Annotated in this window: 14 protein-coding genes; 8 read left to right on the top strand and 6 right to left on the bottom strand. The window is 60.9% G+C overall.

Annotated features, from left to right (window positions below; all coding sequences use genetic code 11):
• The coding region (locus tag QOC89_RS10735) for an aldehyde dehydrogenase family protein (protein ID WP_323044990.1) at nucleotides 1–1,181 on the bottom strand (1,181 nt) is incomplete at its 3' end.
• Nucleotides 1,182–1,343: 162 nt separating this feature from the next.
• Here QOC89_RS10735 and QOC89_RS10730 point away from each other — a divergent pair.
• From QOC89_RS10730 to QOC89_RS10715, 4 genes are all read left to right on the top strand, one after another.
• Nucleotides 1,344–1,640: a DUF1330 domain-containing protein gene (locus QOC89_RS10730; RefSeq protein ID WP_323044989.1), complete on the top strand. Its 297-nt coding sequence runs from the start codon at nucleotides 1,344–1,346 to the stop codon at nucleotides 1,638–1,640.
• A 394-nt stretch (nucleotides 1,641–2,034) separates the two neighbouring features.
• Entirely contained in the window at nucleotides 2,035–2,811 is a 777-nt protein-coding gene (locus QOC89_RS10725) for an enoyl-CoA hydratase/isomerase family protein (RefSeq protein WP_323044988.1), read from the top strand.
• Nucleotide 2,812: 1 nt separating this feature from the next.
• On the top strand, nucleotides 2,813–4,078 hold the full coding sequence (locus tag QOC89_RS10720) for a CoA transferase (RefSeq protein WP_323044987.1): 1,266 nt from the start codon (nucleotides 2,813–2,815) through the stop codon (nucleotides 4,076–4,078).
• A 204-nt stretch (nucleotides 4,079–4,282) separates the two neighbouring features.
• Entirely contained in the window at nucleotides 4,283–5,056 is a 774-nt protein-coding gene (locus QOC89_RS10715; RefSeq protein WP_323044986.1) for a TetR/AcrR family transcriptional regulator, read from the top strand.
• A gap of 192 nt (nucleotides 5,057–5,248) precedes the next feature.
• On the opposite strand, the gene QOC89_RS10710 is transcribed toward QOC89_RS10715, so the two are convergent.
• Nucleotides 5,249–5,680 (bottom strand): Rrf2 family transcriptional regulator, encoded by a 432-nt coding sequence (locus tag QOC89_RS10710; protein WP_323044985.1) that lies wholly within the window; start codon nucleotides 5,678–5,680, stop codon nucleotides 5,249–5,251.
• A gap of 383 nt (nucleotides 5,681–6,063) precedes the next feature.
• Between QOC89_RS10710 and QOC89_RS10705 the strand changes: the two genes are divergently transcribed.
• Complete coding sequence (locus QOC89_RS10705) at nucleotides 6,064–7,131, top strand: alkene reductase (protein ID WP_323044984.1); 1,068 nt, start codon at nucleotides 6,064–6,066, stop codon at nucleotides 7,129–7,131.
• A 167-nt stretch (nucleotides 7,132–7,298) separates the two neighbouring features.
• Here QOC89_RS10705 and QOC89_RS10700 read toward each other — a convergent pair whose 3' ends face one another.
• The 4 genes from QOC89_RS10700 to QOC89_RS10685 form a co-directional block, all read right to left on the bottom strand.
• Nucleotides 7,299–8,354, bottom strand: coding sequence for an alpha/beta hydrolase (locus QOC89_RS10700; RefSeq protein WP_323044983.1), 1,056 nt, complete (start codon nucleotides 8,352–8,354; stop codon nucleotides 7,299–7,301).
• A 24-nt stretch (nucleotides 8,355–8,378) separates the two neighbouring features.
• The gene (locus QOC89_RS10695) at nucleotides 8,379–8,546 is read right to left on the bottom strand and encodes a hypothetical protein (RefSeq protein WP_323044982.1); all 168 of its coding nucleotides are present in this window, start codon (nucleotides 8,544–8,546) and stop codon (nucleotides 8,379–8,381) included.
• Nucleotides 8,547–8,741: 195 nt separating this feature from the next.
• Nucleotides 8,742–9,044, bottom strand: coding sequence for a putative quinol monooxygenase (locus tag QOC89_RS10690; protein ID WP_323044981.1), 303 nt, complete (start codon nucleotides 9,042–9,044; stop codon nucleotides 8,742–8,744).
• A gap of 227 nt (nucleotides 9,045–9,271) precedes the next feature.
• Nucleotides 9,272–10,279 (bottom strand): zinc-binding alcohol dehydrogenase family protein, encoded by a 1,008-nt coding sequence (locus tag QOC89_RS10685; protein ID WP_323044980.1) that lies wholly within the window; start codon nucleotides 10,277–10,279, stop codon nucleotides 9,272–9,274.
• Between the two features lie 127 nt (nucleotides 10,280–10,406).
• Here QOC89_RS10685 and QOC89_RS10680 point away from each other — a divergent pair, with 127 nt between their 5' ends.
• The 3 genes from QOC89_RS10680 to QOC89_RS10670 all read left to right on the top strand — a co-directional run bounded on the left by QOC89_RS10680 (nucleotide 10,407) and on the right by QOC89_RS10670 (nucleotide 12,559).
• On the top strand, nucleotides 10,407–11,351 hold the full coding sequence (locus QOC89_RS10680; protein WP_323044979.1) for a LysR family transcriptional regulator: 945 nt from the start codon (nucleotides 10,407–10,409) through the stop codon (nucleotides 11,349–11,351).
• 26 nt (nucleotides 11,352–11,377) lie between these two features.
• Complete coding sequence (locus tag QOC89_RS10675; RefSeq protein ID WP_323044978.1) at nucleotides 11,378–11,668, top strand: hypothetical protein; 291 nt, start codon at nucleotides 11,378–11,380, stop codon at nucleotides 11,666–11,668.
• Nucleotides 11,669–12,304: 636 nt separating this feature from the next.
• Nucleotides 12,305–12,559, top strand: a complete 255-nt coding sequence (locus QOC89_RS10670) for a hypothetical protein (protein WP_323044977.1) — start codon at nucleotides 12,305–12,307, stop codon at nucleotides 12,557–12,559.
• Nucleotides 12,560–13,089: the final 530 nt, after the last annotated feature.

Raw genomic sequence — 13,089 nt, 5'->3', positions numbered from 1 at the left:
GTGAACACCGACGCACCGAGACCGTACGGCGTGCCGTTGGCGAGCGCAATCGCGGCGGCTTCGTCCTCGACGACGTGGAAAGCGGCGACCGGGCCGAACAGTTCTTCGGCGAAGACCGGATTTTGCGGCGAGATGTCGGTCAGGACGGTTGGTTGCAAGTAGAAACCCGGGCGTTCAACGCGCGTGCCGCCACACACGATGCGTGCGCCGTGCGAAGCCGCGCGCTCGATCTGCTCGAGCAGCAGAGTCAATGCACGCTCGGACGAAAGCGGGGCGACGGCGGTCGCCGGATCGGCTGGGTCGCCCGTCTCGAGCGCTGCCATCCGCTTCGCGAAGCCTTCGAGGAAAGCGTTCCCGCGCGCCTTGCCAACCACGATGATGCGTTTGGAACCAACGCAGCATTGACCCGCATTGAGCATGCGGCCCGCAACCGCGCTTTGGATCGCCCAGTCGAGCGGCGCATCTTCGAGCACGATGAATGGGTCGCTGCCGCCCAGTTCGAGCACGACCTTCTTCAGATTGCGGCCGGCACGCTCGGCGACGGCGGCACCGGCGCGCTCGCTGCCCGTCAGGGTCACGCCCTGGACGCGCGGGTCGTCGATGACGCGGCCGGCCTGCTCGATCGAGATAAACAGATTCGTATATACGCCTGCGGGCGCGCCTGCCTCCTCGAACAGTCGAGCGAAGGCCAGCGCCGACTGCGGCACGCTTTCCGCGTGCTTGAGCAGCAGCACGTTGCCCACCATCAGTTGCGGCCCGGCTACCCGCGCAATCTGGTAATACGGAAAATTCCACGGCTCGATGCCAAAGAGCACGCCGATTGGCTCGATGTGCACGGCTGCGCCGGGTGCTTCCGCGAGCGGGCGCGGTTGCAGATACGCGTGCGCATGATTTGCGTAGTAGTCGAGAATGCTCGCCGACGACTCCACTTCCTTGCGTGCCTCGCCGGCGCGCTTGCCCATTTCCAGCGTCAGATAGCCCGCGTATTCGTCGGCCTTGTCCCGCAACAGCGCCGCGGCGCGCGACACAATGCGTGCCCGATCGCTAACCGGACGGCGGCGCCAGTCGGTTTCGAAAGCGCGCTGCGCGGCAGCGAGCTTCGCTTCGAGCAAGGAGTTGGATATGTCCTCGTAGGTGGCGAGCAGTTCGCCCGTAGCAGGATTGATCGTCGTGTACGGCATGAGGTTCTCCGCGAAAAGGTTGGCGTTGAGTCATCGCATGGCCACATGTTAACACCGTTATCCAAACGCTTGCATCCACTTTCGAGGCCAGGAATAACCCTCATGGATCTTTATGTTAACGGTGTTACTATGCCCAGGTCTTCTTTCAATTGAGGAATCGAAATGACCAAGGGATATTGGGTGGCAGCGTATCGGGCGATTCATGACACGAGCAAGCTCGCGGCATACGGCGTCCTCGCGACACAGGTGGTGAAAGCGGCGGGCGGAAAATTCCTGGTGCGAGGCGGAGAGGTTGTTGCGTTCCAGGCGGGTCTCAAGGAACGGACCGTCGTGGTCGAGTTTCCGAGCTTCGAACAGGCTCTTGCTACGTTTCAGAGTGAGGCGTACCAGAAAGCGTTGGCTGTACTGGGGAACGGAGCCGAAAGGGACGCGCGCGTCGTCGCGGGCGTCGAAGACTGAGATACTCCCTGGAGACTACCGAGGCCGCCGCCCGCACTTCATGACAGTGCGGGCGCTCTTCACGATGGAGCAGCCAGCATTCCATCAGTGTGACTTTCGTGCCTCTACTCACTGACAGGATCGACCTCAGGCCTTGATGGACAAACGTTCATCGTATCGATCGTGACGCGCTGTTTTAGTTCGTCATACTTCGTATATTGCATCAAAGACTGCCTTACAACGTTCGAATACTCGAAGCCCGCCTCGAGTCCAGTCGTAGCGTGGTTGCATTTTCCACCTCTCTTGCTGTTACCTGTTTCAGCCAGGGGAAACGCTGGTATCAATATCCCACCCACATGTTATGCTTGTTAACATACAGACAGAGAACGTCTGGATCTGGCGAAATGGAGCAAGAATGGACGAAGCAATTGTTCTAAAGGAACTGAAGGGTCATGTGACGGTTCTTACGATGAACCGTCGCCCTCATAACCTGATGGGTCCGACGCTGTATCGCGCGCTACTCGATGAATTCGACGAGGCGGTGAAACGCGGCTCGCGCGCGATCCTGCTGCGCAGCGGTCTGCGGCACTTCTCGGCGGGTGCCGAGGTGTCACTTTTTCCGGATCGCATTACCACGCAAGGCAAGGCGCTGGTGGACCCGCTCGAGGTGCTTCGCGGCTTCGAGACACTACCGATCCCGATCGTCGTCGCAGTGAACGGTACATGCCTTGGCGGTGGCTTCGAAGTGGCGCTCGCCTGCGACTTCAGCGTGGTCGCCGCATCAGCCAGGATCGGATCGGTCGAGGTCGCGCTCGGCTTGCATCCGCTGCTCGGTGGCATTCAGCGTCAGGTGATGCGTGCCGGCCCGGCGCGTGCGAAAGAGCTCGCGATGCTCGGCCGCCGTTACGACGCGGCGACGCTCGAACGGTGGGGCCTCATCAATCTCGTCGTACCCGACGACAAACTCGACGAAGTCGCGTTGTCGGTTGCGCAGGAACTGGCGGCCGGCCCAACCGTCGCGCACGCCGCGACCAAGCAGCTCGTGCGGGTCGCGGTCAACGAGGGGCTCGCTGCCGCCGACGAAGCGATGTTCGAACTGCAAAAGCCGATCTGGGCGTCGCAGGATCTAAAGCGCGGATTGGAGGCTTTCGATAAGGCCGGCCCAGGTACCGCCATTTTCGAAGGGAACTGACATGGCCGGACCGCTAGAAGGACTCAAGGTCGTCGATTTTTCGCGGGTGCTGGCGGGTCCGCTGTGTGCCCGCACGCTGGCCGATCTCGGCGCCGACGTTATCAAGATCGAGCCGCCGCGGCCCGATGTGTCGCGAGCCGCATTTCCGAATCGCGACGGCATGTCCGGCTACTACGCGCAGCAGAATAGCGGCAAGCGCAACGTCAGCATCGATCTGAACGCGCCGCATGCGCGCGAGCTTGTGCTACGCCTGTGCGACGAGGCGGACATCGTCGTAGAGAATTTTCGGGCCGGCACGCTCAAGGGGTTTGGACTCGACTACGAGACCCTCGCGAGCCGCAATCCAAAGCTGGTCTACGTATCGATCACCGGATACGGCCAGCGCGGTCCCTGGGCCTCACGCATGGCCTACGCGCCGACTGTGCAGGCTGAAACGGGATTCACGCACAACACATTGCGCCATTTCCAGAGCGCTAGCGATGGCCCCAAGTGGACCGATCCCCTGTCGCACGCGGACGTCTATGCGGGCCTCCAGGCGACTATCGCCGTGCTCGCGGCGATGCGCAAACGTGAAGTGACCGGACGCGGCCAATACATCGACGTCGCGATGGCTGCCGTGATGCTGTCGATCAACGAACGCGCTCACCTTGACCTCGCGGGTGTCGATACGGGCGCCGAGCCGGGTATCCTCGGCGCCGCCGACGGCCCGCATTTCGTCGGCCCCGGCGGCGAAGAATTTGTGGCGGCGCAAAGCATCATCGGCAGCAACACGTTTCCGAATTACTTGCGCGCCATGCGCCGTATGGACCTTGCGCAGGATCCACGCTTCAGCACCGCTGAGCGCCGCCTGCAGAACTACAAGGCGCTGCACGCAGTAATCCAGACGTGGATGCTCTCGTTCCGCGATCTCAGGACGCTCGATGCACAACTCGACGAGGCCAAGATCGCGATAGGCGAGATCCGTACGCTGAAGGAATTGGCCGAGACCGATTGGGCGAAGCAGTGGGGTGCGGTGCACGAGATCCCGGATCGCCGCGGCGGCTCGTATCTCATCCACGGCTATCCATGGCGCTTTTCCGATGACGAGCTTGGAATGCGCAGCGCCCCGGCGTTTCGCGGCGAACACAACGAGCAGGTGTTCCGCGAAGTAGGCCTGGCGGATGTCGAAATCCGCAATGCGGTCGACACGGGCATCCTGGTCGGCGGCCCGCCACCTTTCGCGAAGGAGATCGACACCGCTGTTCTTGCGGAAGCACGGTCCGACTAAACGCAACCACGTATCGCGGCGTGACTGGTCGATGCCTACGTGCTCGTGGCAAGTGTCCGCGTTGCGCACCGAAAAGCCGCTCCGGGCACGGCGCACCTCAGAGCGGCCAAGCATGCGATGTATCCCGACGCCCAGCCGCGCAACTGCGCCGCTAGAATGCGGGTAGCGACACACGCTTGTTTATCGCGTGATCCGCGATATTGCGTGCTTGTCTACGTAGAATTTATAATCATTGCCTTGTTTTGCTCCTCGAACGAAGGTCACGTGACTCCCAAGTCAGCTATCCCGAAGAATGCGGATTACCACCATGGCAATCTGCGCAACGCGCTCGTCGAAGCAGGGCGCAGCGCGCTCATGGAGGTATCGGCACAAGACTTGAGCCTGCGTTACCTCGCACGCATGGTGGGCGTATCAGAAGCCGCACCCTCGCGACATTTTTCGGGTATCGACGAACTGCTGGCCACGATCGCGGCAAGCGGTTATCGCGACCTCGCTGCGCTGCGCGTCGCGATCCGTGACAGCGAGGATACAGCGCTTGCCAAAGCGTACCGGATGATGCGGGTGTATGTTGAGTTCGCGCAGCGCCAAAATGGGCTGTTCAGTCTGATGATCGGGCCTCGCATCGTGGCGCATCAAGCGTATCCAGAGCTCGCCGAGGAAAGTAACAGATCTTTTGGCTTGTTTTCCGAGACGATCGAGGCGCTGGCTATCGAGAGTGGTTGGGCCGCCTCCGATCTCAAGCTCGTGACCCACGCCGCGTGGAGTATGGAGCATGGTCTCGCCACCCTGATCCTGGCGAACCGCGCGCCGCGCGCGGACACCAAAGTGGCGGTACCAAAGCTGATCGATTTTGTCGTAATGACGTTGCTAGGTGCGATTACGGCGGGTCCGGATCAGCTGCAGAGCGTCACCGACCAATGCGCGGCTTTTCAGAAGTCAGCGGTTACGCGAACGGCGCGCAAGCGCGCCAAAGCGTAGCCATCATCGCCGTGGAGCAACGAGGCGCCGGGCGCGCGCTGACGTCAATCAGTCACAGCGCGCAAAGGGCAGTAAGTGGCACAACCTGAAACTTTCGGCAATCACAATTGACCGGGAGCCCCACCCTTGCCCAATTGGCGACGATTCGTTCTCACTCCTTGGGGCCAATGTGCTCCGACAACCCACTCGAATTCAGCCGCGCTTTTTCGATGGTTGCGATGCAAGCGTGTCTGTGAGTACCGCTTCGATCGTCGTGGCGGCAAGCGTCTTTCGAACGCCCTCGTCGATCGAATCATAGACGTGGCTCAGCGTTGACCCGATGCCCCGACCGACGGGGCACACCTGACTGGGTTTCGAAGGGTGCAGCGCGAAGCGCGCGCCCTCTTCAAGTGCATTAAAGACGTCAAGCAAACTGATGGCGTCCGCACTCCTCGCCAGACGCCATCCCGCGTTGACACCGCGATAGCTCTCGACGAGCCCGCCTTTTGCAAGCAAGCCAAGCGTACGACGAATCACCACTGGGTTGGTGTTGACACTCGCAGCGATCCGATCAGACGTGACCGGTTCAGAACTGCGCCGTGCGACGAGCGCCATCCACGCCAGGATGTGGGTCGCCACGGTCAAGCGGCTGTTAGCGCTCATAGAAAGCCCGCGTTAGTCAATTTAGTTGTAACTATATTCGTTACATCATGGGTAGTCAATCCCGACACGCTTGATGAACCCGGCGACCAAGCGCATTCCCCGCCTTAAGAGACGGAGGTTTTCACGCGCTACACATGGTCTCATTGGTGTGCCAAGGCCACCTCGCTCGCGCGATTCGCGTCTTAACGACGGCAACCGTTCATGACAAGAGACTTGCGTCGGTCGCCTAGATGGTTTATGTTGTAACAACTATTGTTACAACACATACGTTGTGACGATAAACGTAGGGCGTGCCACATTCCGTAGCCAATGGAAACGGAGCAGCCGTTCTTGCTACCCTCAACACCGAAATGAGAAGCCCGCAGATGTCCACACTCTTCGATCCCCTCCAGATTGGCGCGCTGAAGTTGTCGAACCGCATTGTCATGGCACCGCTCACGCGGATGCGTGCGTTCGCCGAGCGCAGTCCAGGCGCCCTCAACGCGCATCACTACGCGCTGCGTGCGAGCGCAGGGCTCGTCATTACCGAAGCCACGTCCGTCACGCCTCAGGGCGTTGGCTATCCCAACACGCCGGGCATCTGGACGGAAAAGCAGATTGCCGGCTGGAAAGAGGTGACTTCAGCAGTACACGAGGCGGGTGGCTTGATCGTCTCCCAGTTGTGGCACGTCGGGCGAGTGTCCGACCCGATCTATCACGACGGCCAGCTTCCGGTCGCCCCCAGTGCCATTGCAACAGAAGGCCATGTCACCCGTGTTCGGCCTCAGCGCCCGTACACCGTACCGCGCGCGCTGGAGACCGAAGAGATTCCCGGCATCGTCGAGGATTTCCGGGTGGGCGCTGCAAACGCACAACGCGCGGGGTTCGATGGTGTCGAGCTTCACGCGGCAAACGGCTACCTGTTCGATCAGTTTCTGCACGACGGATCGAACCTGCGGACCGACCGTTACGGCGGCTCGATCGAGAACCGCGCGCGCTTCCTGCTGGAGGCAATCGATGCGGTGCTCACGGTGTGGCCCGCGGACCGCGTCGGCGTGCATCTGAACCTGATGTCGAGTTCATACTCGATGCGCGACTCCGATCCGCGCGCGCTGTTCACTTACGTTGCCGAACAACTCAACGCGCGCAACATCGCTTTCATTTTCGCGCGCGAAGCGCTGGATCGCGGCGACGATCGCATCGGCCGTGACGTGCGGCGTATCTTCAGAGGAGCCTACATCCTCAATGAAGGGCTGACGAGGGAGAGTGCGGAACTGGCCATCGAACGCGGCGATGCAGACGCGGCAGCGTTTGGGCGTCCGTTTATCGCCAATCCGGATCTGGTGGAGCGCTTTCGACGCGGCGCGCCTCTGAATGCAGTTAATCCGGAAACCATCTACGCGGACGACGAATCCGGCTACAACGACTACCCGCTGCTAGATGAAGTGGTGTGAGGCAGACAATTCCTTGAGCTGAACCGCTCCACCGGCGTTGACTGCGCGACCGCGAAGGACCGTTCACGGCCCGTCATGCGACGCCACGAGACCGGCCCCGGGAAATCCTGTCGGGATCGGTCTCGCAAACCTTCAAGAGGAGCAACAGCGCTTCTCTTGAACGGGGATCAATGGCCGAGATGCTTGTCGAAGAATTGAGTGATTTCCGCGAACGCAGCTTTGTCCTCCGGCACGCGATCATCCATCTGATACTGAGCGTGCGACATTCCGTCGAAAACCTCGAGTTGTGCATCGACGCCAGACTGCTGAAGCTTCTGGTGCACACGGACCGTGTTGCTGAGCAGCAAGTCGCGTGTCCCCGTGGTCAGGATCGCCGGCGGGAAGTCATGCATATCGCCGTAGACGGGCGAAAGCAGCGGGTCCTTCAGATCATGACCGTGCGCGTAGACAACTGCCGCGGCATGGCAGAACCCGTTGGGCGACACCAGCACGTTGTCCACCTTTTCATTCGTATAGAACGAATCGCCAGTCTTCGTCAGGTCGGACATCGGCGTACCGGGCGCGATCGCACCCGGCATTTTCAGCCCTTCCTGCTTCGCGCGCAGCATCAGCTCGAGCACGAGCGCGCCGCCGGCCGAGGTCCCGAAAACGCCCACATTCTTCGGAGCGTTCGTCTGGAGCACTGACTTATACACAGTCTCGACGTCGTCGAGCGCCGCGGGGAAATAAGCCTCGGGCGGCATGCGGTAGTCGACCGAAATGACCTTGTAGTGACCAAGACCCGCCATGATGATGGCCTCGCCCGTTCCCGACTCGCCAGGGTAAAGCTCGTAGCAGCCGCCGTGGATATGAATCAGCACCTTGTCGCGATGTTCGGGCGGAATATCGTTGGGCGTCACGATGTGCACCCTCACGCCGTTGATCGTCGATGCCTGCACCGTCACGCCCAGACGCTCGCGCATGGCCGGCAGTGTCTGCATGGTCTTCGCGGCCTGTGCGTCGGCAGCCGTTCTCCATTGCTCGCCGGTCGTCCACAAGACATTCCAGGCGGGGTTGAGTGGTGCAGCAATGAGCTTTTGCAATTGGGGGCTGACTTCCGTCGGCACCGGAATGGTCTTCGCGGGCGCTTCGCGAGGCGCAAGCGTGCCGTCGTCGGCAAGCGCCGCACCGGAAATCGAGGCGCAGGCGGCGCACACGAGCAGGAGGATTTTAGTGAGCTTCATCGTAGAACTGTCTCCGCTTCTGGCCTAAACGGCCACGTGATAGAGCTTGCGGCTAACTTCCGGCGTGACATCGCCGTGCTCGCCCAATGTGGTCAACGCGCGCGCGTTGCGCGGCACTTGCGCGTCGAGCGCGGCAATCTGGCCTTTGCCGAAATTGATCTTTGTGCGGTTTTGAAACGTGAAGGTTTGCATGAAATCCACTTGCTTTAAGATAAATGACCGGTCGACTTAAGCTTGATGAAAGAATGTGACCGGTCGAGACACAAGGAGGTCCGGAGGATTGAGAAGTTAGGCGCGGATTTGCGACAATCCGTCGCGTGCCTCGTCGTGTCGAGGAGGCGCCTCGCGGTGCCTCACGAGCCAATCACTCGCGGCGACGGAACCTGCTCAATCGTCGACTAGCGCCTCGAGTATCGTTACGTCGAGCGGCCGTGCGACTAGCGGTGTCAGTTCGCGAACCAGCTCTTTAAAGTGCTCGGTGCGCTCGTGCTCGGCGAGCGCTGCACGGCTTGCCCAGCGCTCGAAGAAGACGAAACGCTCGGCGCCACTGAGGTCGCGATGCGGCGTATAAAACAGGCAACCCGCCTCGGCACGACTCGGCGCCACACAACGCGATAGCACCTGCTCGATCGCGTTAGCGGTACCCGGTTTGCCTTGAACGACTGCGACTACGCGAATTTCGGATGACATGAGAACTTCTCTTTGGCAAAGGGTGATGAGTGTAGCGCCGGAGCGGCAACCCTGCCCGATGTGTGAGCGTGTAATGAGCGTGGCGAGCGCGTCGGCTGAGTCGCGCAACAACCGGTTTTTCCGTCACGATCGAGCGTCACCCTGCAGACCGAGGTGCGCGGCTTGTATGCATGGCGATATCTTCAATAGAGGCGACAAGGAACAGAAACAGAAAGCCGGTTGACGACTCAAAATCCTTCGAGAACGATCTTGCCGCGCGTGCGATTGCTTTCGATGAGGGCATGCGCGCGCCGCAGGTTTTCTGCGTTGATCGCCCCGAGATGCTCGCCGACTGTCGTACGCAGCGTGCCGGCATCAATCAGCGCGGCGATGCGCTCGAGGATCTCGTGCTGGCGGATCATATCCGGCGTCTCGAATAAAGAGCGCGTAAACATGAGTTCCCAGTGCAGCGAGATCGCCTTCAACTTGAGCGGCATAGCGTCGAGTGTTTGCGGATCGTCGATGACGCCAAGCTTGCCTTGCGGCGCGAGCACCTCGACGATCTGCGGATAGTGCAGCTCGGTATGCGTAAGGCTCGCGACATAGCGCACCTGCGCAACGCCGATCCGGCGTAGCTCTTCTGCCAGCGGGCGCGTGTGATCGATGACGTCGTGCGCACCCAGATCTCGAACCCATTCTTGCGTCTGCGGCCGTGATGCCGTGCCGATCACGCGCAGCTTCGTCAGTTGCCGCGCGAGCTGGGTGAGAATCGAGCCAACGCCGCCGGCCGCGCCGATAATCAAAAGAGCGTCACCGTCGCCGCCGCCCTCGGCAACGCAGAGGCGATCGAAGAGCAGTTCCCACGCCGTGACTGAAGTGAGCGGCAATGCAGCGGCGCGCGCGTCATCGAGCGTGGTGGGTTGATGACCGGCGATGCGCTCGTCGACGACGCTGTACTCGGCATAGGCGCCGGGGCGGGTGACGGAGCCGGCGTAAAACACGCCGTCGCCGACCTTGAAGAGTGTGACCGCCGCGCCGACCGCCTCCACCGTCCCGACGGCATCCCATCCGAGCAGGCGCGGCGTATCGCCTAGAAGCCCCGCCCGGACCTTGGCGTCGACAGGGTTCACCGCGATGGCGCGAATCTTCACGAGTAGATCGTGCGGGCCTGGCTCGGGCTTCGGCAATTCCGTTTCGTAAAGTGCGCGCGGATCTTCGGCCGGCAACCCGGTTTGGTCGTAAACGATGGCTTTCATCTGCGTTACTAGCGTGGCGTTCGAAGGGCGAGCCGCCTTTGCGACTCGGACAGCCTTTGATGATGCGCTGCACAAGCATTTCGAAAAACAGGGAGAATCGGGTAAAACTTTCACTACGGGAATGAAAATGATTCGGTTCGATGACCTGGCGCTGTTCGTGCGAACCGCCGCGCTGGGCAGCTTCTCGAACGCCGCCCGCGAAGCGGCCCTGCTGCCAGGCCAGGTCAGCGCGGCAATTCAGCGGCTCGAGCGCGAGCTCGACGTTCGTTTGTTCGCGCGCTCAACGCGCAGCCTGCGGCTTACTGCCCAGGGCGCGGAATACCTGCCGTACGCGAAGCAGATGCTCGCGACATTGCAGGAGGGGCGGGAATGCCTGCATGGCGCAGCGGATGCGCTGCAGGGGATTTTGCAAATCGCCGCGCCGTCGGATCTGGGCCGCAATGTTCTGCTGCCCTGGATCACTGCGTTTCGCGAGGCGCATCCGAAGCTGTCGGTGCGGCTTTTTTTGTCCGATCAACTGACCGACATGTTTCGCGATCCGGTCGAGATCGCCATCCGCTACGGCCGCGCCGATAACGCGAGCTATGTCGCGCTGCCGCTTGCCGGCGACAATCGGCGTGTGCTGGTTGCGTCGCCCGCCTATCTGCATCGGCATGGGCGTCCGCGCACGCTGGACGAGCTGGCAGACCACCACTGCCTGCTCTATGTCCTGGGCGGCCGCGTGTACGACAAATGGGTGTTCCCCGTGGGGGGCGAACTCCGCCAGCTCGCTGTCGCTGGGTCGCTCTTTTGCGACGATGCGGATGTAGCACGGCGCTGGGCGATCGAGGGCCAAGGTATTGCGTACAAATCCTGGCTCGACGTGTGCGCCGACGTGCAGACGGGCCGACTCGAAGTACTCATGCCCGAGCAGCCTGGAGAGTCGGCGCCACTGAACCTGATCTGCACGCATCGCAAGCAGTTCTTTCCCGCGATCCGTCAGTTGCATGAAGTGCTGAGGGAGCGCGTATCGGCACTGACAGCGCTGTTGCCGGCTCTGGTGCAAATAGACTCATTGGGCCGGTTAAAGTAGCGATCCAATCAATCTGGTGAGCGGCGATGAGCAAGGGCAAAGGTCTGGAGGGGTTGTTAAACCATCAGGGCCAGCCACCGGAGACGATCAGTGCGGCCTTGAGTCATCAAGGTGTCGCCGTGGCGCGCACCGCGCTCGTCTACGAAGAGCTCGAGCACGGCCGCCTCATCAACATCTTCGGGCGCCTCGTGCCCTCGCCGGCCCGCTACATGCTGCTCACTGGTCGCGAGGAGAATGCGCGTGTAGCGGCATTTTCGAACTGGCTGATGGATGAATGCCACCGCTTTAGTGAAGCACGGGCCAAGCTGCTGCTGTGATGAACATCGTCAGAAGCGTGCTGCCGTCAGTCTCGACCAGTGGCTCGCGCAGACCAACAAAGGTTGATTGCAGTGTCATACGAAACCTGAATCAACGTGTCGATATTTGCGTTGAAAGGAGCCGCCGATGCGATCGGCCGGAATGCTTCGCTGCTGGACTCAATATCGCCAACTTTGGCGTCGCCTCTCGTCATACTTAAGCGCCTGATGTGGAAAGGTAACAGTTACCACTCGCGAATTTGACAACATTACAATGCCCTTCCGTATTCTGCGATCGGAGGACACGCAATGGTTCTATTTCACCGTGGCGCAGCGATTCAGGCGTCGACGATAAGGTCCGGCAACACGTTCGTCGCCCGCGCCTGCATTTTGAAGGAAGACGGCGACTCCACCTCATTGGGCGATCTTGGTGAGTTCGCAAGCCAGACCTGTGCATACGAGTTTGCTGTGCGCTGTGCGAGTGCTTTTGTGGAGGGTGTACCGATGCCTCGCTGCCCGTTCGGCAGATCCTCAACCTTGGACGACGCAGCACATCGCTAACGACACGCTGCGGCATCCGGCAAACGTCCCTGGGCAGTGAACCACTGCCTCCCCAGTAAACAGGTCAACCAGAAGCGGCCAAGCCAAGGAAACGTGATGTACAAACCACTGTTAACTCGTTTTCAGTACACCCGCAAGCATGGTAAGCGACGCACATATGACGTAACGGTGAACCTCGTGCAAAAAGCTTCCGGAGTTTGCGCGTACGCAGCGTGGGTGCATTTCGAAGCCGAATTCAAGGGTTCAGGGTTGATGCTCCCACTCGTTGCCAACACACCTGATGCCGCCGTGCGAGAGGCACAGATGCGTATCCAGAAGGACATCGACGATCTGGTCGGCATCGTGGAGTAAAGGCGATACCAGGCGCGCTAAGCGACCCAGGCGGGACGTGCTCACTGTGAATGCGCGATATCGTCATTCACAGTGAGGCCGCGAAGCGCTCGCATGCCCGGGATCGCGGCAAACCGGTTCTCGACCGGCGTTCCATATTCCATGATGGGCCTGATGACCGAGTGCCCTCTTCCACTGACCCCGCGTAGCACGCCGAGATACTGAAGAAGCGCTCGCCAGACGGGGCGGTGACGAGTGCAGCGTCGAGACGACATCACTGCAGATGGCGATCTATTGTCCTGCGACAACCGCGTTGATCGCGTGCGATTCTTCACGGAAGCCACCCCCGGCAAGCGGCGATCGATGCCTTCTCAGCCTGGATGAGGTTGGCAAACTGAGGCCTCAGGCCGCGAACCGGCGACCCGAAACCAGAGGGCCGTTCAAAATGAGTTACACCATTTCAAGCTCACGGTATGGCGGAGGCGGAGTCCTGACGACGATTTTATCGCCCGAGCTTACCGGCCCGGCTGTGGTCACGACACCCATCACGC

Source organism: Paraburkholderia sp., from assembly GCF_034668105.1.
In the GTDB taxonomy this organism is placed as follows: Bacteria; Pseudomonadota; Gammaproteobacteria; order Burkholderiales; family Burkholderiaceae; genus Paraburkholderia.
The sequence above is the reverse complement of the archived record's forward strand: the minus strand, read 5'-3'. Positions and strand labels throughout refer to the sequence as shown.